Below are 23,318 nucleotides of genomic sequence, written 5' to 3'. Positions count from 1 at the left end.
CCCCAAACCCAACGCCCGCCAACCGTGCGGCGGTTGCGGGAAACATCTTTACTTTTTCGGCATGGCAACAACCTCCGCGCGGCTTCCGCTGACGTTCCATCGTTTCCATCGCCCAATCCGCCGGCAGCTGCTGGCGTGGTTCCGGCAGCAGGGGAAGGAATTCCCGTGGCGGAAATTGGCGCGGGAGGAAGGGGCCGAAACCATCGTTGATCCGTACGTGGTGCTGGTAAGCGAGGTGATGTTGCAGCAGACGCAATCGGCGCGGGTGGCTGGGCGGCTGCCGGAATTTTTGCGGCAGTTCCCAACGGTTGCGGCGTTGGCTTCGTCGGGGAAAGGTGAGCTGCTGCGGGCGTGGCGGGGGATGGGCTACAACCGCCGCGCACTCCGGTTGCAGGAATCGGCGCGGGCGATTGTGGAGGAACATTCCGGCCTGTTCCCCTCCGGTGCGGATCAGCTTCGGGCGTTGCCGGGGTTGGGGGAATACACCGTGGCGGCAATCCAATGCTTTGCGTTTGGGATGGATGTTCCGGTGGTGGATGTGAATATCCAGCGGGTGATCTCGCGGCTCTTTTTCCGGTGCCACTCCCCGCGCCAGGCAATGCCGCCCGCAACGGTGGAAGCTGTTGCGGCGGCGATTCTTCCGGCGGGGGAATCGTTCCGTTGGCACCAAGCGTTGATGGACCTTGGCTCCACCATCTGCACCGCCCGCAAACCAAACTGCGCCGCGTGCCCGGTGCGCCAAGATTGCGCGTCGGCAGGCATCCCGCAGCGTGCGCTGTTCCATCCCGATGACGTTCGCCCCTCCGAGCCAACCCTGTGCGGAATCCCGCGCCGGTTCTGGCGAGGGAAGATGGTGGAAGCATTGCGCGATGCCGATGGACCAATCCCCGCGCACGCCGTTGTGGAACGCGCAGCCGAACGGTTGGGCTATCGAGAAAAAATGAGCGTGAGGGAGGAGCGTGAGGGGCTGGGCATTTTGAACAGGCTGATTGAGGAGGGATTGGCCACAAGAATCGGGGTGCAAGAAGGCCCCCTGCGCCAATCGGATGCCGTGATGCTGCCGGCGTAAGTGGCTGCCCGCAAATTTTCTCCATCCCCCCAAAAAAAAAACCGAGCCGGAAACCATTGCTGATTTCCGGCTCGATCGTTCCAACCCCTTCAAGAGATTATCGTTTGACCGTTGCCAGCAGGCGGGTCCAACGCTCCAACTGCTCCGGCGTAAGGTTGCTTGTCACGCAGCCTTCAAAGCTGGTTTGGCATTCTTTCACCTGGGCATCGTAGTTCGCGTTCAACGCTGTGACGCTGGCAATGTAGTTTTCGCGAAGTGCCTTTATGGCCGAGTCACGCTCTGGACCTTTTGGCTGCGAACGGAGTTCGCGGTAGGCGGCATCAAATTGTGCTTTCAAGGCTTGGCGTGCCGCGCCGTAGGTTTTTGCAGCATCGCCCACGCAGCGGCGGTAGCTCTCGAAGCAAATGCGGACCGCCGAATCTTGCTCGCTGGTCAGCTGCAATTGTTTGATGATCCGGCTGTACGTTCCCATCTGCAAGCGGCCGTAATCGCGTGGACCTTTTGGGGGCTTCACTGCGGTGTCGCGTGGTGGTTTCACCCCGGTGTCACGTGGGTCGCGTGGTGGCTTCACCCCGGTGTCGCGAGGATCACGTGGCGGCTTTGGCGGCTTCACTCCGGTGTCGCGAGGGTCACGCGGTGGCTTTGGCGGCTTCACTCCGGTATCACGTGGGTCACGCGGTGGTTTTGGCGGCTTCACTCCGGTATCACGTGGGTCACGCGGTGGTTTTGGTGGCTTCACCCCGGTGTCGCGTCCATCTTTCCCGCCGCCCGGGCGAATGCCGGTGTCTGGAGGATTGGCGTTTGGCGTGGTAAGCTCGCCGCTGCTGGCGATCAATTCCTCAAGTGATGGAAGCTCGCTCACGTCGCTCATCGCCGAAGCATCAGGGCGAAGCACGTAGTAAGGATCAGTAGTGGCTGCTGCTGCTGCGGCTGGCTCGGTGATGTTGTTCTCTGAGCAACCAACGGCAACGCCCAACGCTAAGGCAATCGCGCCGGCGTAGGGAAGAAGGCGGTTCAACATTCGGGAACTCCTTGATGGTTATGGAAATGGCTGTTGTTGACGTGTTCGGAAGGGAAGCAGCGGTAGGACGTTGTTGCTTCCAAAGCAGGTGAGCCAAGGCCCTGGTAAAAAGTAACGTGCAGAAAAGAAAATGTGATTACTCCGCCCGCGCAATCACCAGCATCCGCGCCGAGTGGCGGGGGTGGAATGCCGACCCGTGGTAATCGCCAAACCATTCCACCGGAACAAGCCCGGCATCGTTCAACATCTGCGCCAGCGTGTCGGGCGGGTAGAGCCGGACCGATTCGTGGAACTCCATCTGCTCGGCACCCGCATGGATGGTGATGGTTTTTTCCACGCGGTCGTCAACAATCTGCCGGTGTTCAACCACCTCAAGGTCATCCACCCATTTCCTGCTGCTGTTCAGAAGTGAGCTGCGCAACTGCTGTTCGTTCAGCACATCCAGCGCGTAATACCCGCCGGGTCGCAATGCCTGGCGGACCCGTTCCAGCACCAAAAAATCATCGGCGGGGCTGTCGAAGTAACCGAAGCTGGTGAACAGCTGCACAGCAAGGTCAAATTCCTGGTGGAAGGTGATGTGCCGCATATCGGAGCGGAGAAAACGGATATGGTCCTCCACCCCTTCCTTTGCGGCGGCGGTCAGCGCGTGGCCAAGCAGGGTGGGGGAAAGGTCCACCGCCGTAACCTGCAGCCCCCGCTGCGCCAGCGTGATGGAGTGGCGGCCCGGGCCGCACGCCAAATCAAGCGCGTGGGATGGCACGTGGCCAGCGGCAGCGGTTGCCCGCAGAATAAGCTCCACACAGTGGGTGGCTTCGGCACGGTCGCGGTGGGCGTAGAGCTTCAGGTACAGCTCGTTGCGGAACCACCGCTCGAACCACTCTTCGGTTTGTTTGTGCGGTTCGGGGGTTGGTTGGTGCGATTGCTCAGGCTTCAACACGCCCCTCCAACGCCCGCGAGATGGTTGCTTCATCAACAAACTCCAATGCCGACCCCAACGGAACTCCGCGAGCAATTCGGGTGACTTTCACGCCAAGCGGCTTCAGGAGTTTTGCCAGATAGAGCGTGGTCATCTCCCCTTCAACATTGGGGTTCAGCGCAAGGATCACCTCCTGTTCGCCGCTCCCAATCCGTGCCAGCAGTTCCTTGATTTTCAAATCGTCCGGCCCAACTCCATCCAGCGGGTGGATCACCCCGCCAAGCACGTGGTACAGGCCATGATAATCGTTGGTTTTCTCCACCGCCAAAACGTCGCTTGGTTCGCCAACCACGCAGATCACGTTCCGGTCCCGTTTTGGGGATTGGCAGATTGCGCAGGGGTCCTGCTCGGTGATGTTTTGGCAGATGGAGCAGTAGGCGGTTTTGTCCTTCATGTCAACAAGGGCGCGGGCCATTGCCACCACCTCTTCGCGGGGTTGTTTCAGCAGATAGAGGGCGATGCGTTGCGCGGTCTTCCGGCCAATGGTGGGAAGGCTGCTTAAATGCTCGATCACCGACTCGAGCGATTGGGAAGTGTGAAGCATGATGATGGAAAAGGGTAGCGACGGTCAACTTTTTTGGCAATATCACCCATTACCAAGCAGGCAAAGCGTCGAAGATTCTTTCAGGTTGTGAAAATATGCTGTATGTTCGGCGCGACGTGAAAACACACGCACGTCGCTCACACAACAAACAACTAAACAAAGGGGACAGCCATGGGCCTTGTTGACCGCGCAAAGAACATTATCCTTACCCCAAAAACGGAATGGCCGGTGATTGAAACGGAAGAACCGGACACCGGGGGAATGATTACCGGCTACGCCTTGCCACTAATGTTGCTTCCAGTGGTGGGAACAATTATCGGCACCTGGATTGCTTAGCCCGTCGGGTCTGATGTATGGGGTTGCAGCAGGGTTGGCCTGGCTGATTACCTCCCTCATTGTCATCGTTGTTGCCGCGTTTATTGTGAACGTGCTTGCTTCGTCGTTCGGATCGGTTGCCAACCAGGGGCGCGCCTTCCAGTTGGTGATCTACTCGAATACAGCAGGATGGGTGGCTGGTATTCTGTCAATTATCCCAGTCCTGGGTGGGTTTGCAGCGATAGCTGGTGGACTTTATGGGATATACCTGATGTACCTCGGGCTTCCGCACACCATGAAAACCCCCGACGACAAGCGGGTGATCTATGTGATCATTGTGTTGGCGGTCAACTTCCTCGTTATTTTTGTACTGGGTGGCATGATTCTCACTACCGTACTGGGGATCCTTGGCCTTTCGGTACTATCGGCAGCGTCAGCGGTGGGGCAATAATCACCCACACCAAACAGCCGTAACCAACAGTGGCCATCGCGGGGAGCGATGGCCACTCTGTTTTTGCACAATTGGGAAGAACCTACAGAAGAACCTACAGTGGCAGGTTCCCATGCTTCCGCCACGGGTTGGTGTCCTGCTTGTTCCGGAGCAACCGCAGCGCGTGGATCAGGCGCGGGCGGGTGTCGGCCGGTTCGATCACGTCATCAATGTAGCCACGCTCGGCGGCAAGGTAGGGGTGGGCGAACTTCTCCCGATACTCGGCATCCTTGGCGGCCAGCGCGGCTTCCGGGTCGGCGGATTCGGCAATCTCCTTTCGGAACAAAATCTCCACCGCCCCTTTGCTTCCCATCACCGCAATCTCCGCGCTTGGCCATGCCACGTTGAAATCGCCACGGATATGCTTGCTGTTCATCACGTCGTACGCGCCGCCGTAGGCTTTGCGGGTGATGACGGTCATTTTCGGGACGGTGGCTTCGCAGAAAGCATACAGGAGCTTTGCCCCGTGGCGGATAATTCCCCGCCATTCTTGATCGGTTCCGGGAAGGAATCCGGGGACATCCTCGAACACCACCAGCGGGATATTGAAGCAATCGCAGAAGCGGACAAACCGCGCCCCTTTCACCGAAGCATCAATATCCAGCACCCCCGCAAGCACCGCCGGTTGGTTGGCCACAATCCCCACCGATTGCCCGCCCAATCGCGCAAACCCAACCACGATGTTGTCGGCAAACCCTTCGTGGATTTCCATGAAGGAACGGTGGTCCACCACGCGGTTAATCACTTCCTTGATGTCGTACGGCTTGTTCGGGTTGTCGGGGATGATGGCGTTCAGCATGAAGTCGCGGCGGTCGGCGGGGTCGTCAAGGTCAACGGTTGGCGGTTGTTCGCGGTTGTTCTGCGGCATGTATCCAAGCATCCGCCGGATTGCCAGCAGCGCGTCCACCTCGGTCCGTTCGGCAAGGTGCGCAACGCCCGATTTGGTTGCGTGGGTTGTTGCCCCGCCAAGCTCCTCCTGCGTTACGTCCTCGTGGGTGACGGTTTTCACCACGTTCGGCCCGGTAACGAACATGTAGCTGGAGCCTTGCACCATCACCACAAAGTCAGTAATGGCCGGGGAATAGACCGCTCCGCCGGCGCAGGGGCCAAGGATTGCCGAGATCTGCGGGACCACCCCGGAAGCCAGCGTGTTCCGCAAAAAAATGTCGGCATATCCCCCAAGCGACACCACCCCTTCCTGGATTCGTGCGCCGCCGGAGTCGTTCAGCCCCACCACCGGCGCGCCGATCTTCATGGCAAGGTCCATGATCTTGCAGATCTTCTCGGCATGCGCTTCCGACAACGACCCGCCGAACACCGTGAAATCTTGCGAGAAGACGCAGACCGTCCGCCCGTTAATCGTCCCGGTTCCGGTCACGACTCCATCGCCCAGATACTTCTGTTCGTCCAACCCAAAATCGCGCGAGCGGTGCTGCACAAACGCATCAATTTCCACAAAGCTCCCTTCATCCAGCAATGCCTCAAGGCGTTCGCGGGCGGTGAGTTTCCCTTTTTTATGCTGGTCCCGGATCCGCCGCTCTCCGCCGCCAAGCCTTGACTCGGCACGCATCCGGCTTAGCCGTTCAAATGGATTTTCGGCGGGTGTGGGGTCCGGCATTGGTGCAGCTGCTCCGTTGCCGTTGGTGTTGGCGGTTCCAACAAGCTCTTGTTCTATCATGGTTCGGTGTTGATGCTGTGAAAAAAACGTTGGGCGAAGTTACGAATCCCCCCTCTAACATTTCGTTGTTGGCTACCCCACCTTGCCCGCCGTACCTTGTTGGCTTGATATACCGGTAGCCTCTGTTTTTCCCAGAATCCAGCACAATGGCGGCACGCAAAAAACCAGCAACCACAACACCTTCGGACCCTTCTGCCAGTAGCGCAGCAAAGAAGGGGACGAAGAAGGGAGCAGAGAAGGAAACCACCCTTCCTAAAAAAACGACCGGGAAGAAAAAGGGGGAAGCTGTTCCCCCCGTGCCGGAAGCTGTTGCCGCCGCCAAACCCCGTGTTGGCCGCCCGAAAAAGAAATCCACCCCGGAACCTTCGGCCACCACGCTTGCTGGCCCGGCCAACGCCGTGGCAAGTGCCGGAATCTCGCTCCGCTACCGCGCTTTGCGGGGGGGCAATGGCCAGGTTGCTCGCCCGGAGCGGGACCAGCGGCCGAACCGCACCCTTGTGATCCGCAACGCCAACGTCCACAATTTGCGTGGGGTGTCGCTGGAGCTTCCGCGCAACCAGTTGATTGTGGTGACGGGGGTTTCCGGATCGGGGAAATCATCGCTGGCGTTCGACACCATCTACGCCGAGGGGCAGCGGCGGTTTGTGGAATCCCTTTCCTCCTACGCCCGCCAGTTCCTTGCCCGGATGCCGAAGCCCGATGTGGAAAGCATCACGGGGCTTGCCCCGGCAATCGCCATCGAGCAGAAGACGATCAGCAAAAACCCCCGCTCGCTGGTGGCAACCACCACCGAGGTGTACGACTTTCTGCGGGTCTTCTACGCCCGCATCGGGGTGACGCTCTGCAAAACCTGCAACAACCCGGTCCGCAAGGATACGCCGCGGACGGTGCAGGAACGGCTGCGCCAGCTTCCCGACGGAGCGCGGCTGTACGTCCTGTTCCCGCTTCACTCCCACGACAAACAGACCGTGGCGCAGGAATTCGAGAACCTTCGGCAAAAAGGATTCTTCCGGGTAATCATTGGGGACTTGACCGAGATTGTTGATTTGAACGAGGGCGCGCCGGATCGCGTGGAGAAGGATCAAGTGTTTGTGCTGGCCGACCGATTGGTGAAGCAGGACGACCCAGAAACCATGACCCGCATTGCCGACGCGGTGCAAACGGCCTTCAACGAAGGGGACGGGCGCGCAGTGGTGGCGGTGCTGGAAACCGGCGAACGCCTTCGGTTCAGCACCCGCTACGAGTGCGCAACCTGCTCCATCCGCTACGAAGAACCCTCGCCGAAACTCTTCAGCTTCAACAACCCGTTTGGGGCCTGCCCCGAGTGCCAGGGGTTTGGGCGTGCGGTTGGGATTGACATGGAGCTTGTCTTCCCCGATCCAACCAAAACCATTCGCCAGGGGGCAATCTCTCCGTTCACCACCCCGAAGCATTCCGAGCATTTCAACAAGCTGCTGAAAGTTGCCCCGAAGTCCGGGCTGCGGCTGGATGTTCCAATCGGCCAGCTATCGGAGAAAGAGTGGGAGATGGTGATGGATGGGTTCGACGGCTACGTCGGGATCAACGGGTTTTTCAAGATGGTGGATGAGCAGACCTACAAGATGCACTATCGGGTCTTCCTTTCCCGCTACCGTGGCTACACCACCTGCCCAAAGTGCAAAGGGGCGCGGCTGCGGACCTCGGCAGCGCGGGTGTTCATCCACGGGAAATCCATCCCGAACCTGATTGCCATGACCATCCAGCAAGCCAACGATTGGTTTGCCAAGTTGGAGCTAACCCCGTACGAGCGGGACGTTGCCGACCGCCTTTTGTCGGAAATCCGGGGGCGGCTGAAACTGCTTGATGATGTTGGGCTGGGCTATCTGCGGCTGGACCGTTTAAGCCACACGCTGAGCGGTGGCGAGTCGCAGCGGATCAATCTGGCAACCTCCATCGGCTCGAAGTTGGTGGGGGCAATGTACGTGTTGGACGAACCTTCCATCGGGCTTCACAGTCGCGACACCGAGCGGTTGATCCGCATCATGCAATCGCTGCGGGATTTGGGGAACACCGTGATTGTGGTGGAGCACGACCCCGACATCATCCGCGCTGCCGATGTGGTTGTTGACATCGGTCCAAAAGCGGGGGAGCATGGGGGGAAGATCATGTTTCAGGGAAGCGTTCCGCAACTGCTGCAGGCCAAAGACTCCCTGACCGGGGCCTATCTTACCGGAGCCAAAAGCGTGGACCTGCCAAAGGAGCGGCGCAAGCCTGGCAAGGAACGGATTGCCCTGCGCGGCGCAAGCGAGCACAACCTGAAGAACGTGGACATCACCTTCCCGCTCCGGACCCTGACGGTGGTGACAGGCGTTTCCGGTTCGGGGAAATCAACGTTGGTTCATGAGCTGCTTTATCCCGCGCTGGCCCATCTGAAAGGGGAGACCGGCAAGATGCCGAAACGGCTGGCGGCGATTGAAGGGGATCAGTTCGTTGGTGGGGTGGAGATGGTGGACCAATCCCCGATTGGCCGCACGCCACGCTCGAACCCCGTCACCTACGTGAAGGCCTTCGATGCCATTCGCGAATTATACGCGCTGACCCCCGGGGCACGGCTGCACGGTTGGAAACCGGGATACTTCAGCTTCAACGTTCCGGGTGGGCGGTGCGAAACGTGCCAGGGGGAAGGGGTGGTGAAAGTGGAGATGCAGTTCCTTGCGGACCTGTACCTTACGTGCGATACCTGCAAAGGCCGCCGGTTCAACAAAGAAATCTTGAACGCAACGTGGCGCGGCAAAAGCATTGTTGACGTTTTGGAGATGACCGTGGACGAAGCGATTGAGCACTTCCGGGGGGAACGCCGCGTGACCGGGCGGCTGCAAGCACTGCATGATGTTGGGCTTGGCTACATCCGGCTGGGCCAACCGGCCACCACGCTTAGCGGCGGGGAAGCGCAGCGGGTGAAGCTGGCCGCCAACCTTGTTTCCCCCGCCCACGACCACACCTTGTTCATTTTGGACGAGCCAACAACCGGCCTCCATTTCGACGACATCGCCACGCTGCTCCGCTCCTTCAACGCGCTGATTGATGCCGGGCACTCGCTGATTGTGATCGAGCATAATTTGGACGTTATCCGGGCCGCCGATTGGGTGATTGACCTGGGGCCGGAAGCTGGGGAAGCCGGCGGGCAAGTGGTTGCCGAAGGAACCCCCGAGCAAGTGGCGCAATCCCAGAAATCACACACCGGGAAGTTCTTGCGTGGGGTGCTGGGCAAGTAACGCATGGGCGGCAGCCGGCGCGGTGGGGTGGCGCAGAATAGGGATGAAAAAATGCCTTACTGAGGTGGCGAATTTGGCGTAACTCGCGCCGCCGTTGCGGTGGCCGTTGCCGAACAACCCAGTGCTGCGGGATAGTCACTTATTGTATGTTTGCGTTTTGGCCAATTTGGTGCAGGGGGAACCGCTCCCCGCGCACCGGTGGCAGAAGTACCAGCATTGAACAACACACAGGACATGGTTGCATGAGCCTTCTTGAACAGATCAACCAAAAACAGTTTTCCGTTGCCGTGATCGGCTTGGGGTACGTTGGGCTTCCCCTTGCGGTGGAGTTTGCCAACGCCGGAATCCCAACGCTTGGGATTGACGTTGACCCCGAAAAAATCGCCACCCTGAACCGTGGCGAAAACTACATCCAGGACCTTGACACGGCGGTGGTGGGCGCGGTGCTGCAAAACGGGACCTTGCGCGCCAGCACCGACGAAACGCTCCTTTCCAACTACGACATCATCTACATCTGCGTCCCAACCCCTTTCTCGGCCAACAAGGACCCCGACATCTCCTACGTCCTGCAGGCCGCCGAATCTGTCCAGCGGAATTTGCGGGCCGGGCAGTGCATCATCCTGAAAAGCACAACCTTCCCGAACACCACCGAAGGCCACGTCCAGCCGATTCTGGAACGGGGCGGAATGAAGGTCGGAACCGATTTCCACCTTGCCTTCTCCCCCGAACGGATTGACCCCGGGAACAAAACGTGGCACACCGCCAACACCCCAATCGTGGTGGGGGGCGTAACCGAAGAATGCACCCGCATTGCCGCCGCCGCAAACCGCGTCATCATCGAAAAAGTGGTGGAGGTTAGCTCCCCAAAAGTTGCCGAGATGGAGAAGCTGCTGGAGAATATCTTCCGCTCGGTGAACATCGCTTTGGTGAACGAACTTGCGCAGCTGTGCGACCGGATGGGAGGGGTGAATATCTGGGAAGTGGTGGAAGCCGCCGCAACCAAGCCGTTTGGGTTCATGCCCTTTTTCCCGGGTCCGGGAATCGGCGGCCACTGCATCTTGATTGACCCCTACTACCTTAGCTGGCAAGCGCGGGAATACGACTTCGTCACCAACTTCATCACCCTTGCTGCCGAGGTGAACGAGTCCATGCCGTTCTACGTGCAGCGGATGGTGATTCGCCAGATTGCTAACTCCACCGTGCGGCTGCAGGATGCCAAAATCTTGATCTGCGGCGTGGCCTTCAAGCGCGACGTTGACGACCTTCGCCACAGCCCCGCGCTTCGGGTGATGGAGTTGTTGCAGCAGGACGGGGCCGCAAACCTTCGCTACGTGGACCCTTACATCCCCACCGTTGACGTTCACGGAACCGTGCTGCACGCGCAGCCCTATTCGGACCAGCTGGTTGCCGAAAGCGACGTGGTGGTGATCACCACGGATCACACCAACTTCGACTACGAAGCGATTGTCCGCAACGCCCGCGTGGTGATTGATACCCGCAACGCCACCAAACACGTCCGCGAAGGGCGGGAGAAGATTCACCTGCTGGGGAGCGGCAACGGATGACGATTATCTCGGTGGTGGGCGCACGCCCAAATTTTATGAAAGCCGCGCCAGTGAAACACGCCTTCGACCGCGTTGATGGCGTTCGGCATCTGCTGGTCCACACGGGCCAGCATTACGACCCCAATATGTCCGATGTCTTCTTCAACGACCTGGGCATGGGGAAGCCAGACCTGTTCCTCGGCGTGGGGTCGGGAAGCCATGCCGAGCAGACGGCGCGGGTGATGGTGGAGTTCGAAAAAGTCTGCATTGCCGAACGCCCCGCAATCGTGATCGTTTATGGCGATGTCAACTCCACAATGGCCGCGGCGATTGTGGCAAAAAAACTCCATATCCCGGTGGCTCACGTCGAGTCAGGCCTGCGGAGTTTTGACCGGGGGATGCCGGAGGAGATCAACCGGATTGTCACCGACTCCATCACCGATCTCTTCTTTGTCACCGAGGAGAGCGGTCGCCAGAACCTTCTGCTTGATGGCGTTCGTCCCCAGCAAATTCATCTGGTGGGGAACACCATGATTGATTCCCTTGCACGCCTAACCGAAGGACTTGCAGCGGCAGAGGCCGGGGCCGAGGGAAGCACCCCAGGCGATTACATCGTCCTGACGCTTCACCGCCCAAGCAACGTTGACGACCCCGCCGCGCTTGCCCAGTTGATTGAAGCGATTGAGGAAGGGGCGGGGGGATGCGCCATTCGCTTCCCGGTTCACCCGCGGACCGAGTCGGTGCTGCAGTCCGGGCTTCGCCAGCCGATGGTTGAGAGCGGGCGTTGGGAGCTGCTTCCGCCGGCGGGGTATCGCCAGTTCATTCAGATGGTGATGAACGCCCGCGCCGTTGTCACCGATTCCGGCGGCATCCAGGAAGAAACAACGTGGCTTGGGGTTCCATGCGTCACGCTGCGCCCCTCCACCGAACGCCCTTCCACCGTTGAGCTTGGCACCAATAACCTTGTGGGCGTTGCCCCGCTTGCCGTCCGCGAAGGGGTTCGGCGTGCGGTTGCGGGGTCTGGCCGCATTCGGCACACGGTACCGCCGTTGTGGGATGGCCACGCCGCCCAGCGGATCGTCCGCACGGTCCTTCAGTTCCTTCAGTAATTCTCCGTTCATCAACTCGTACAGCCTTTCCATGCTGGTCCCACACGTTCGCATCGTTCCTTCTATTCTCCACGCGGTTCTTGTCTTGATGCTGCTTGCCGTTGGCGTTGCCACGTTGCTGGCCCAACCGAAGCCGGTCACGGGTGAGCAAAGCGCGTCGTCCGGCAGCGATGAATCGCCGTTTGGGAAAATGGAGGCTGGGAAGGTCGTTGATTTGAAAGAGGTGCTTCCCATCGAGCGGCAGATCAATCCGGCAAGCTACCGGCTTGGTCCCACCGATCAACTGATGCTCTCAATCCCCGGATTCGAGCAAGCCAATGGCGGGCAGTTTCCGCTGGCGGTTGGGATGGACAACACCGTGCTGCTGCCGCGCGGCCTTCCGTTAGTGGATGTTCGCGGCATGACGCTGCTTGGCTTCCGCCAAACGGTGGATTCGCTGTTCCGTGCACGCGGCGGAAGGGTCTATCAAAGCGGCGTGGCGGTGGCGTTGCTAAGCCCCCGCGCCATTTACGTGCGGGTCAGCGGCGACGTTCCTTCGCCGGGGCCGTACGTGCTTAGCGCGGCGGATCGTGCAAGCACCGCAATCGGTGCGGCCAACCGGCTGCCGAAGGACCTCCCCGACAAACAAAAAGGGGAGCTTGAGCGGGTGGAATATCAGCGCAACCAAAGCGGCATTGGGACCCGCGACATCGGCTACACGTTAAGCGGGAACCGCATCGTCCGCCGCCTTGTGATCCGCCACAACGACGGAACCAGCGACTACGCGGACCTTGCCCGCTACCGCGCATTTGGCAACGACTCCGACAATCCAACCCTTCGCGAAGGGGATGAAGTGGTGGTGGAAAAAACATCACCGTTCGACCCCACCATCGCGATTGCTGGCGCGGTAAACGCCACCAGCGAGGTTCCCTATCGCCAGGGGGATAACGCCTTGATGCTGCTGCGGCTTGCCAGCGGCGTGCGCGAAGATGCCGACCTTGACGGAGCTTACATTGCCCGATACTCTGCCGCCGGCACCGAGCGGGTTCCGCTGAACATTCGCGACACGGCGGCGCTGGCTTCGCAGATGCTTTCCCCGGGCGATCAGATTGTGATTCCACGGCAAGCCGCCACGCGGGCCACGATCCGCACAGGCTTTGTGACGGTGGAAGGGGAGGTGATGAACCCGGCGGTCTATCCGGTGGTCAACGGCCAGACGAAACTCTCGGAAGTGATTGCCGCCGCTGGCGGAATGACCCCCAACGCCTCGCTTTCCGGTGCCCACATCATTCGCGGCCTGGACCCGAACAAGTACCGCACAAAACCACTGCTGTCGGACCCGATTGCCGGCATGGCCAATAGCACCCTGAACCTGGAAGACTCTACCCGTTTTAAGTTCGATAACGAGCTTCAGGAGAACCGCGTCTCGGTAGATTTTGTTGAACTGTTCGCCAAAGGAAACCAGCAGCAAGATGTCACCCTGCTGGGGGGTGATGAGATCATCATCCCGCGCGACCCGGGCGGGGTGTACGTTTATGGCCGCGTGCAACGGCCAGGCTGGGTGGCGATAAAAGAGGGGGTGGAGAACGAGTACTACGTGAAAGCCGCCGGCGGCTACACCGAGGCCGCAAACGCCGACCGCGTGATTGTGGAGAAGTACGGAACCGGAGTGTGGGAAGATATCTGCTGCACCCAGATCACCTCCGGCGACCGCATCTACGTCCCGGGCGACCGCGACACCCCAGCGCGAACGTCGCTGGAAATTGCCGGAACAATCATCGGCATCACCTCGGGCATTCTGTTGATTGCCAACACCGTCATCAACATCATTGATGCGCTCACCAAGAAGGAGTAAGCCATGAGGATCTGGTTGGCTTTGCTGCTTGGGTTGCTGCTTGCCGGTTGGCAAGGGGCGATTGCGCAAACCGAGCTTCTTCCGCTGGACCACCCCGCAACCCGCACGCTGATCCGCGCACGTGAGTTCGGCGGGATTCCGGAGTTCCCCCGCGAGCATCTTCCAATCTCCCGTGGCGATGCCTTGCGATTTCTGGATGCCGCCGCCGCCGATACGACGCTTCCCAACAGTATCCGCCGCAGCGCGGCCTACCATGCCGCAAGCATCGGCGCGGACCAATCGCGGATCCCGATTGCGGTGCTGTTCAAAACCGGAAGCGATTCCCCAAGCCAGTGGATCACGGATGATCTATTCAGCAATCTTCCGCTGGCCTACTTCGAGTTCCGCGACACCGCCCAGGGCGTGCGGGTGATTGCCGAGCCGATCCTTGATGGTGAGTTCCGCACGGCTCCAAACGATAAGCTGCAAACTGGCATTCTGCAAGCCGGGGCGCAGCTTCGCGGGACGCTGCTGGACCACGTCGGATTCGGTGCGCGGCTGACCAACGGGACCGTGGTGGGCGACACGCTTCTTGCGCTTCGGGATCCGCGGCTGAAGCGGGCGGGGAAGTTCGGGGTAATCGGGCAGGGGCGCGATGTTGACTTCTCCTCCGGCCACCTGCGGGCGCAGTTCGGCGGGCTTGCTGCCGAGCTTGGGCGCGAGCGGATTCAGCTTGGCGGCGGGCTGGAGGAAAGCCTTCTGCTTGGCTCCTTGCTCCCCTCCAACGTTGACTACTTGCGGCTGACGGCGGGGTTCGGGCGGTTTGCTTTCAGCCACATTCATGCCGCGCTGTTGGCCGATGCAACGTTGGAAAATGGAACACCTCCGTTCGGTCCCTTTGCCGAGATTCCACCGAAATATCTGGCCGCCCACTTGGTCAGCATCGGCCCGTTTGCTGGGCTGCGGGCCTCCCTGGGCGAGGCAGTAATCTACAGCGGTCGCCCGTTCGAGATCGGCTATCTGAACCCGTTCAACTTCCTGAAATCGCAGGAGCATTACCTTCGCGACCGGGATAATTCTTTCATGTACGCCAGCCTTGCGGCCAACCCGTTCGACGGCGTTTTTTTGGAGGGGGAGTTCATGTTGGATGATCTGATTTTTGGCAACATCGGGACCAACTATTGGGGGAACAAAACGGCGTGGCGCGTGGCGGGGAAAGCCCTTGCCTTCCCGATTGACCAAGCGGACATCGGCATCAGCTACACGCGGATTGAACCTTATACCTACACCCATTTCGACAACTCCATCGGGGCGTATATCCACGATGGAGTATCGTTGGCAGCGGGCGGGTTGGAGCCAAATTCCTACATGATGGAGGCGCGGCTGGCACTGACGCTGCTTCCCAACCTAACGGCGCAGCTTACCGCAGGGTATGGCAAGCATGGCGCGAACATCGTGGCCGACACCGGGCTGGTGCGGAACGTTGGCGGCGACGTTCGCGAAGGGTTCCTTGGTGGCCGCGATTCCTACGAAGTCACCTTCCTTGATGGCGATGTTGAGGAAGCAACGCGGCTTCGGTTGGAGCTTGAGTACGAGCTGCTTCGCGATGTCCGTATCCGATTCGTCGGGTTCCGGAACGCCACCAGCCGCACGGCGCAAGCCGATGAAGAGGACCTGCAAGCATGGATTGGAGTGAGGATAGGAGGGTGAGGTCCCGAAGCGGGGCGCGCCCGCACGGATAAAGCCGCAGAAGCCGGCAAGGCAGCCAGAAATTTTTCCCGACAAAAGAGATTTACCCGAGACAATGCCTTCTTCACGAGAACAACTGATTATTGAGCAACCGGACGAGCGGATGAAACTGAGCGGGCAGGTGATGCTGTTCGAGCAGTACCGTTTGCTTCGGAAAACGTGGTTCTGGGTGCTCCTCCTTTCGTTGATGGCAACGGCGGGGATGGCGTACTATGCCTACTACGTCGTCGAGCCGGAGTTTGTGGCTTCGGCGGTGGCGGTTCCGCCGAACAAGTCCGGAACGCCGCTGGACAACCTGTTCGGCAACATCGCTGCCAGCTTGAAAGATGCTGCGTTAGGGCGGTTGGTTGGGCGGGCCGCAAGCGAGAACGGCTACACCCGGGCTGCATTGCTGATGAGCCGTTCGGTGCAGGATAGCCTGATTGCCCGCTACGACCTGTACCGCCATTACGACATCCCGAAGGATCGGCCCGACCTGATGTACGGAAGAATTTCCGATAACATTGACATCGAGCCGCAGAACGAAGGGACCATTATCATCAGCATCTACGACACGGACCCGAAGCTGGCGCAGAAAATGGCCACCGATGTGGTGGAGATTGCCAACGCAATCTCGCGCGATTTGAACCGCCGCGAGTCGCAGCCGATTACCCAGTATGTTGAGCAGCGGTACATCCAAGTCAAACGGATGCAGGATTCGCTACAGCTTCGGTTGGGCGCGTTCATGGAATCCACACGACTGTTTGCGCCGGAGGAGCAAGCGGTGGTGATTAGCGAGTCGGTGCAGAAGACGGAGATCGAAATTGGAAGGCAGCGCGCACGGGTGAAAGTCTTAACCGAACAGCTGGGTGCCGACGACCCGCAAGTGGTGGTGGAAAAAGCAGTGCTGACGCAGCTTGAAGATCAGGGGCGGAAACTGGCTGCCGGAAATGTTGGCGTGCTTCCCGGGGTGAAACTCAATTCCTTGCCGAAATCTGCCGTTGAGTATTTGGACCTGAAAGGGAACTACGAAGTCAACGCCAAAGTGCTGGCGTTGTTGGAGCCGATGTACGAGCAGATGAAGTTGGAGGAAGCGCGGAACATCCCGGTGCTGAACATCCTTGATGCCGCGTTTGTGCCGCCAACAAAAGCCCGCCCAAAACGCTCGCTGCTGATTGCCGGGGCGTTTATCGGGACCTTCCTGACGTGCTATCTGGTTATCGCGATTGTTAGCTACTTCCAGAATTTCAACCGCCGTTACCGTGCCTATGTTGTTGGCAGCGTCCCCGCCGCACCGTTGGCCCAGCCACTGAAGCAATCGCCGGAAACTGGAAGCAAACTGATCGAGAAATAGGAGTAGAGAGAAAGAGATCCGCCTGTGTCCAGCACCACGCAGAATTTCCCGATCCCTTCGTTCATCCCAACCGGACGGACCTTCACGGTTTGGACGGTGGTGGCGTTGGCCCTTGGGTTGGCCGCCGCCTGCTATCTGGGAAACATGGGTTTTGAAATGACCGGAGTTGAGGCCGCTTTCCTCGGGCTTCCGGTGGCGTTGCTTGCGCTGGTTTGTGTATGGCATAACGAGAAGCTCTGGATCTATTCGGCGGTGCTGGGCGAAGCGTTCAACCTGCTTGGTGGGGGGGAAGGGATCACCGCTGGCGATGTGGCGTTTGGGGTGTGGGTGATTGGCGGTGTGATGATCTGGCTTGGGAAAGAACTTCTGGTCTATCGCCGCCCCATCATCCGCTCCAGTTTTGACTTCCTGTTTATCTCGTTCTTCCTGTTCTCTAGCCTGCTTTCCATTCTCACGTTTTCCATCAACGATGGAATGGTCTCGCGGTTCTTCACCGAATGGCTTTCGGTGGCCAACTTGTTGCTCTATTTCCCTGTGCGCTCAATCTTGAACAAGCGTGAGGATGTGATCTGGTTGTTGACCCTCTTCTCTATTGTTGCATTGTTCAACAGCTTGTTCGCCATCACCATGTACAAGCAGAAGTTGGTGAACGCGGTGGTTGAAGCGGAGCTGATGGCCACCCGCTCCGTCTCGCATGAGAATGTAGCAATGGCATGGATGCTGGTCTGCGCAACCGTCTTTGGTTATGCGCGCAGCTTGCGGCTGGGGGTGCTTGCGTTGTGTGGGATGGGGCTGGGGTTTGTTGGGTTGCTGATCAGTTTATCGCGTGGGCCAATCCTGTCGGGGTTTGGCGCGTTGGTGATGATGCTTTTCCTTGTTGGTGGTGCAGTTCGCAAACGACTTCTGGTTGCTATCTGCGCGATGCTGCTTGGCGGGGTTGGGTTGGGGTACGCGATGTTCCCTGGAGTGATTGAGACAATTGGCGCGGGGATCGTCAAACGAATGGCAACCGTGAACCAAGCCAGCAGCGACCGCTCGCTCCAATCCCGCGCACGCGAACAAGCCGCTGCGCTGAAGTATATCGAACGCTCCCCCCTGATTGGATATGGCTACGGGGTTCTTTATCACTATTACGATAACGCACCGGGCCGCCGGGGGACCATCTACTCCTCCTTCTTTCACAATGGTTGGTTGTGGCCTTTCTACAAGTTTGGGATACCGCTGGGCCTCTTCTTCCTGTTTATGTACTTCTATCCACCTGCCCGGCTGATGCTTCGGTATCCGCCAAGCAGTGATCGGTTCCTTCGGGCGGCGGCTGTCTGCGCGCTCTGTTTCTTTGTTGCTTCCTCTCTTACAAACACAACGTCCAACCAAGTGAGTGAGTTTAGCGGGACGTTCACAATCCTGCTGTTTTGGGCAGTGCTTGATTATGTGAACCGAAGCATGACAGCAGCGCAGTTGCCGCAGGCCACAACGGAGCGTTTGTTGGCGCAGCCGACGGATGGTTCCATGCCGAACGCTTCAGCCGCAACGGGGAGCATTTAAGGTGATCGCCAAACGTTTCCGTGGCGTTGGCGTTGGTCCCGATATGCTGTTGGGGGTGATCCTTCAAGGGCTGAATGCTGCCACCGCGTTCGGCCTGATGCTGGTGCTGGTGCGCACGCTGCCAAAGGAAGAATTTGGGTTATACAGCCTTGCGCTGGCTCCGTTGGGAATCGCCACCGGCATTGCCGACTTTGGCCTTGTTGCAACGCTGATGCCCCGAATGGCGGTTGCCCGCCACACCCCCAACCCAGCCTTCCGCACCGGGTTACTGCTGCGCGGATTGCTGATCCTGCTGGCATGGCTTGGGATGAACCTGTACCTGATAACCGTTGCCGAACCCCGCTTTTTGCTGCTTGTCAATTTGGGCTATTTGGCCATCTTTTTCTCAAGTAAACTCACCGGACTTCGCCAGATATTTGAGGTGGTCTGGCGGCTGAAAGGTAGGGGGTACATGGTTAGCTTGTTCGCACTGCTTGATGGGGTGCTGATCCTTGCCCTGGTGATGCTGCTTCGTTGGCAAGGGATGCTTACCCCCGAGCGTGTGATGGTCTGCATTGCGGTGGCCAGCGTCCCTGGGTTTCTTGCAATCATGCTTCCGGTGGTTGTTCGCCTGCGGGGGCGCGGGTTGTGGGTGAAGTCCCCCAAGCGATATTCCATGGCCGTGGTGCGTGCCTCGTTGCCGATTGCCCTGTTCGGGGCCGTTGCCCAGATGCAAGGGCAGATTGAAACGCTTGTGGTGGGGCATTTCGGCGGGCTTCAGCAGATTGCGGCCATCAGTGTGCCGATACGGGTGCTGCAAGGGACGTTGTTCATTGCCATTATCGCCAGCATCACGTTGGCCCCGGTGGTTGCACAGGTCTATAAACGGCAGCGCGTGGATATTTCCCTTGCCCAAGTCGGCTCGGTTGGTGTCCGTGTGATTGGGGCGGTTGGGGTGGGTATCTCCCTGTTCTGCGTGGCGTTGGCTCCGCAGATCATGCTGATCTTCGGCGCGGAATATGCCGCCGATACCCAGCTGCTGCGGCTGTACAGTTTTGCCAATATGCTCACCTTCCTTGTTGTCACGCTGGACCAGTTGCTGATGGCTATGGGCCGCCGTCCGCAGGTGCTGTACGGGGTGCTGTTCGGGCTTGCGGTCTCCATCATTTTCGAGGTGGGCGCGGTGGTAATCTTTGGCACGTTGGAGTCGGTGGTGATTGCAAAAATCTTCTCGGTGGCGATGCTTGTTATCCTGCAAACCTTCTTCCTTCCCAACGCCATGCGTGGCGCGGTGCGGAGCGCGCTGCTTCGTGTGTGGGGGGTGGCGGCTGCGGTTGCGGTTGCCGCGTGGGTTCTTCCGCAGGGGCAGGTTTGGTGGCGGATTGCATTGCTGGCCGTGGCCGTCCCGTTGGTGGCTGCTGTGGTTCGGTTGGTGACGGCAAGGGACGTGCAATTGCTTCGGACGGTGCGCGCATCATGAACATTCCTGTGGCCGGTTCTTCCCCCGATGTTAGCGTTATCTTCGTCAGCTACAACACCCGCCAGCTGACGCTGCAGGCCATTCAGTCCGTGTTCGATTCGCTGGCGGATTCGGCGGCGTTCGGCCTTGAAGTGATTGTGGTGGACAACGCAAGCCACGACGGCAGCGCCAACGCCGTTCGGGAACAATTCCCAACCGTGAAAGTGATTGAAGCCGGTGGAAATGTGGGCTTCGGAAGGGGGAATAATTTGGGCGCGGAAGCTGCCACCGGCGCGGCCTTGCTGCTGCTGAACACCGACACGGTTGTGCAGCCCGGAGCCATTCAGGCAATGGCCGCAACCTTCGGCCAGCAGGCGCAATGCGGCGTGGTGGGGGCGTTGCTGCTGAACCACGATGGAAGCTACCAGGATTGCATCCTGAACTATCCCACAGCATGGCGCACGTTCTGCGATTACTTCTGGCTAAGCCGCTTCTCCCGGTGGCTCCCGTTCCTCAGCGGATTTTTTGCGCCGAAGCCGAAGCATGGTTTTGGGGAACTCCACGCCGTCCAAGCGGTGCACGGTGCGGCGTTGATGATCCCCAGATCATTATTCCGAGACATCGGCGGGTTCGATCCCGCCTTCTTCATGTACTTTGAAGAATGCGACCTTTGCAAACGGGTCGCCGACCGTGGGTTGCAGGTGGTCCACCAGCCGGAAGCGCGGGTGGTGCATCTTATCAGCCAAAGCTCCCGAAGCCACCCGTGGTGGTTTTATCGGGTTGTTCGCCGCTCGCGCCGGGTGTTTGCACGCAAGCATCTTACGCTTCCTGGAAGAATCCTGTCGGAGGTTTTTGTTCATGTGGGGAACGTGCTGCGTGCGGTGCTGTATCCAATCGCTGGATTGGTTCGCCCAAATGCCGCCAACACCGGAAGGAACATCGCAAATTCATACCTGAAACGGGATAGCCCAATCGCTCCCATTCAATAACAGCCGCGCTGTGAATCCCTTGCTCTATCCATGAACATTCTTGGCATCACATCCCGCGTTCCCTACCCGCCAACCGATGGTGCGCGCATCTGCATGTACCAAGCGGTTCGCAGCCTTGCCGGGCGTGGCCACACGGTGCATCTGGTGGCGGTGGAGGATGAAGAAATTGATACCAGCCCGTTGCAGCCGTTGTGCCAGCTCCATCAAGTGCGGTTCACCCCGCTTCCAACCGCGATTGGCGCGGGGCTGACCTTGTTCAACGAATGCCCATACACCGTTTGGAAGAAGGACCTGGACCGTGTCTATCCGCTGCTTGATTCCTTGCAAGCCAAGCACCGGTTCGATGCCATGTATGTGGACCAGGCGCACGTTGCGCAGTATGGAGCCTACATGAAATCCCGCTACGGACTTCCCTATTTTTTGCGAAGCCACAATGTGGAGCATGAGATTTACCGCCGCCATCTTTCCCGCGTCACCAACCCGCTGATGCGCCGCTACCTTGCGCTGCAATGCCAGCGCTGGGAACGCTTCGAGGTTGCGCAGACGCGCCGCGCCGACACCTGCGCAGCAATTACCCAGCGGGACCTTGAGGCAATACGCGCCTTTGCCCCCGGGCTTCCATTGCGGACGATACCAGCCGCGGTGGACCTTTCGGCGTTTCCGTTCTGCCCGGTTGCCCAGCGCGAACCCAACTCCATGATTATGCTGGGGAACATGGCCTGGGCTCCAAACCGCGATTCTGCAATCTGGTTCGCCAACGAAATCCTTCCGCTGATTACCCAAAAATTCCCCATGGCAATCTGCCACCTTGTCGGTGCCGATCCGCCGCTGCGCCAGCTTCCCACTGATTCTCCAAACCTGAAGATCCACGGCAAAGTGAACTCCATCGGTGAGTTCTACAGCCGCGTGGGGATTGGCCTGATTCCGCTGCGCGTTGGGGGGGGGATGCGGGTGAAGATGGTGGAGATGATGTCCGCCGGAATCCCAATCGTCAGCACGGCAATCGGTGCCGAAGGGAACGATGCCGAACCCGGAATCCATTACCTTGCCGCCGACCACCCTCAAGATTTTGCCGACGCAGTGGTCCGCCTGTTGAACGATGCCGAACTTCGCGCAAGGCTCTCCGAAGCATCGCTCCAGCTTGCCCAGCACACCTACTCGCTTGACTCCGTTGGGGGGAAGTACGAGGCGATGATTGAACTGGCGGTGCAACGGTCCAAAGGGGGGAGCGTGGCCGCATGATGACTGCGATAACCATTCTGTTTTACCTGTCGGTTAGCTGGTTGGTGTATGTCTTCATCGCCTACCCATTGCTGATAGCGTTGCTTGCCAAGCTACGCCCACGACCATTGCGTTCCGGTGCGGCGGATTGCCCGCTTCCTTCGGTGACGATTGTGCTGGCGGCCTACAATGAGGAACGCTTGATTGGCGCGAAGTTGCAGAACTATCTGGAGCTTGAGTATCCCCGCCATTTGCTCCGGTTTATGATCGGTTCCGATAACTCCACCGACCGCACCGATGAGATCATCCGTGAGTTCATGGCGAAGGACCCAACCATTGAGCTTCACCGTTTCAGCCGGCGCGGCAAAGCCAGGATTGTTTTTGGATTGGCGGATCAAGCTTCATCGGATCTGATCGTGTTTACCGATGCCGACGGAACCTTTAACTCCGATGCGATGACGATCATCGCTCGCTGCTTTGCCGATCCCGATGTTGGCGGTGTGGTTGCACGAATGATCACGATTGACGAGACGGTGAACGCCGGAAACGTCGGAGAGAAAAGTTACGCGGGAATGGAGGATCGGCTGCGTGCCAACGAGTCGTTGGTGTGGACCACTGTTGGCCCAACGGGGCAGTGTTTTGCCGTGCGGCGTGGCAGCTATGTTCCCCCCCAAAACTATTCCATGTCGGACGATGCGTATCTAGTCCTTAACATCGCGCTTCGGGGGAAACGGGTGTGGTTTGAGCCATCGTTATTGATCCGGGAGATCAACCGCCGGACGCTGTGGAGCGAGACAGGACGGCGGCTACGGATTGGGCGACAATCGGCCGTAACGCTTCTTGCCTTCCCGGGGACCCGCTTTCCGTGGCGTTCGTGGGTTGGTTTCCAGATTTGGTCCCATAAACTGCTTCGGCATTTGGCATCAATCCCGGCAGTGGTGGTTTTCCTAACCAGCATCCCCCTTGCATTAGCTGTTGGGGGGATTGGCTACTACGCTGTTGCGGGGTTCTCGGTCCTGTGGTTTCTTGCGGTTGCCATTGGGCTGTTGCTTGAACGGCTGCGGATCAATATCCCGGCGGTGCAGTATCCCACCTTCTTCACGCTGATGCTGCTTGGCTTAACCGCCGGTTGGATTCGGACGCTCTTCTTCGGCGGACTTACAACCTGGACAAGCCCGCGATTGGAAGACGAGCCGGCAAGCAAGGGCACTACATAAATTCAAACGGAAA

The 23,318-nt window shown here is 59.2% G+C and carries 18 protein-coding genes; 14 read left to right on the top strand and 4 right to left on the bottom strand.

The window, feature by feature from the left end; genetic code table 11:
- Positions 1–61 precede the first annotated feature (61 nt).
- Positions 62–1,069, top strand: coding sequence for an A/G-specific adenine glycosylase (locus tag IPM61_00295; GenBank protein MBK8909746.1), 1,008 nt, complete (start codon positions 62–64; stop codon positions 1,067–1,069).
- A 97-nt stretch (positions 1,070–1,166) separates the two neighbouring features.
- On the opposite strand, the gene IPM61_00290 is transcribed toward IPM61_00295, so the two are convergent.
- The 3 genes from IPM61_00290 to recR form a co-directional block, all read right to left on the bottom strand.
- Positions 1,167–2,090, bottom strand: coding sequence for a hypothetical protein (locus IPM61_00290; GenBank protein ID MBK8909745.1), 924 nt, complete (start codon positions 2,088–2,090; stop codon positions 1,167–1,169).
- Between the two features lie 136 nt (positions 2,091–2,226).
- Positions 2,227–3,060: a class I SAM-dependent methyltransferase gene (locus tag IPM61_00285; protein MBK8909744.1), complete on the bottom strand. Its 834-nt coding sequence runs from the start codon at positions 3,058–3,060 to the stop codon at positions 2,227–2,229.
- Positions 3,014–3,610, bottom strand: coding sequence for a recombination protein RecR (recR, locus tag IPM61_00280; protein MBK8909743.1), 597 nt, complete (start codon positions 3,608–3,610; stop codon positions 3,014–3,016). Before recR ends, IPM61_00285 begins: the two co-directional genes overlap by 47 nt.
- 171 nt (positions 3,611–3,781) lie before the next feature.
- On the opposite strand from recR, the gene IPM61_00275 reads away from it, so the two are divergent.
- Both IPM61_00275 and IPM61_00270 read left to right on the top strand, forming a co-directional pair.
- Positions 3,782–3,946, top strand: coding sequence for a hypothetical protein (locus tag IPM61_00275; protein ID MBK8909742.1), 165 nt, complete (start codon positions 3,782–3,784; stop codon positions 3,944–3,946).
- Between the two features lie 34 nt (positions 3,947–3,980).
- Entirely contained in the window at positions 3,981–4,376 is a 396-nt protein-coding gene (locus IPM61_00270; protein ID MBK8909741.1) for a YIP1 family protein, read from the top strand.
- 94 nt (positions 4,377–4,470) lie between these two features.
- On the opposite strand, the gene IPM61_00265 is transcribed toward IPM61_00270, so the two are convergent.
- Positions 4,471–6,033, bottom strand: coding sequence for an acyl-CoA carboxylase subunit beta (locus IPM61_00265; GenBank protein MBK8909740.1), 1,563 nt, complete (start codon positions 6,031–6,033; stop codon positions 4,471–4,473).
- Between the two features lie 206 nt (positions 6,034–6,239).
- On the opposite strand from IPM61_00265, the gene uvrA reads away from it, so the two are divergent.
- The 11 genes from uvrA (at position 6,240) to IPM61_00210 (ending at position 23,305) form a co-directional block, all read left to right on the top strand.
- Positions 6,240–9,347, top strand: coding sequence for an excinuclease ABC subunit UvrA (gene uvrA, locus IPM61_00260; protein MBK8909739.1), 3,108 nt, complete (start codon positions 6,240–6,242; stop codon positions 9,345–9,347).
- A gap of 242 nt (positions 9,348–9,589) precedes the next feature.
- Positions 9,590–10,912 (top strand): nucleotide sugar dehydrogenase, encoded by a 1,323-nt coding sequence (locus IPM61_00255; GenBank protein MBK8909738.1) that lies wholly within the window; start codon positions 9,590–9,592, stop codon positions 10,910–10,912.
- Positions 10,909–12,000: a UDP-N-acetylglucosamine 2-epimerase (non-hydrolyzing) gene (gene wecB / locus IPM61_00250; GenBank protein ID MBK8909737.1), complete on the top strand. Its 1,092-nt coding sequence runs from the start codon at positions 10,909–10,911 to the stop codon at positions 11,998–12,000. Before IPM61_00255 ends, wecB begins: the two co-directional genes overlap by 4 nt.
- A gap of 31 nt (positions 12,001–12,031) precedes the next feature.
- Positions 12,032–13,834: an SLBB domain-containing protein gene (locus IPM61_00245; GenBank protein ID MBK8909736.1), complete on the top strand. Its 1,803-nt coding sequence runs from the start codon at positions 12,032–12,034 to the stop codon at positions 13,832–13,834.
- 3 nt (positions 13,835–13,837) lie between these two features.
- On the top strand, positions 13,838–15,523 hold the full coding sequence (locus IPM61_00240) for a hypothetical protein (protein MBK8909735.1): 1,686 nt from the start codon (positions 13,838–13,840) through the stop codon (positions 15,521–15,523).
- A gap of 94 nt (positions 15,524–15,617) precedes the next feature.
- Complete coding sequence (locus IPM61_00235) at positions 15,618–16,895, top strand: hypothetical protein (GenBank protein MBK8909734.1); 1,278 nt, start codon at positions 15,618–15,620, stop codon at positions 16,893–16,895.
- A 24-nt stretch (positions 16,896–16,919) separates the two neighbouring features.
- Entirely contained in the window at positions 16,920–18,440 is a 1,521-nt protein-coding gene (locus IPM61_00230) for an O-antigen ligase family protein (GenBank protein ID MBK8909733.1), read from the top strand.
- Complete coding sequence (locus tag IPM61_00225; protein MBK8909732.1) at positions 18,397–19,899, top strand: oligosaccharide flippase family protein; 1,503 nt, start codon at positions 18,397–18,399, stop codon at positions 19,897–19,899. The genes IPM61_00230 and IPM61_00225 overlap by 44 nt, the downstream gene beginning before the upstream one ends.
- Complete coding sequence (locus IPM61_00220) at positions 19,896–20,867, top strand: glycosyltransferase family 2 protein (protein MBK8909731.1); 972 nt, start codon at positions 19,896–19,898, stop codon at positions 20,865–20,867. The genes IPM61_00225 and IPM61_00220 overlap by 4 nt, the downstream gene beginning before the upstream one ends.
- Before the next feature lie 30 nt (positions 20,868–20,897).
- Positions 20,898–22,109 (top strand): glycosyltransferase, encoded by a 1,212-nt coding sequence (locus tag IPM61_00215; GenBank protein MBK8909730.1) that lies wholly within the window; start codon positions 20,898–20,900, stop codon positions 22,107–22,109.
- A complete protein-coding gene (locus IPM61_00210; protein ID MBK8909729.1) occupies positions 22,106–23,305 on the top strand; it encodes a glycosyltransferase in 1,200 nt (399 codons plus the stop codon). The genes IPM61_00215 and IPM61_00210 overlap by 4 nt, the downstream gene beginning before the upstream one ends.
- Positions 23,306–23,318 lie beyond the last annotated feature (13 nt).

The organism is Chlorobiota bacterium, from assembly GCA_016710285.1.
Taxonomy (GTDB): Bacteria; Bacteroidota; Ignavibacteria; order OLB7; family OLB7; genus OLB7.
The sequence above is the reverse complement of the archived record's forward strand: the minus strand, read 5'-3'. Positions and strand labels throughout refer to the sequence as shown.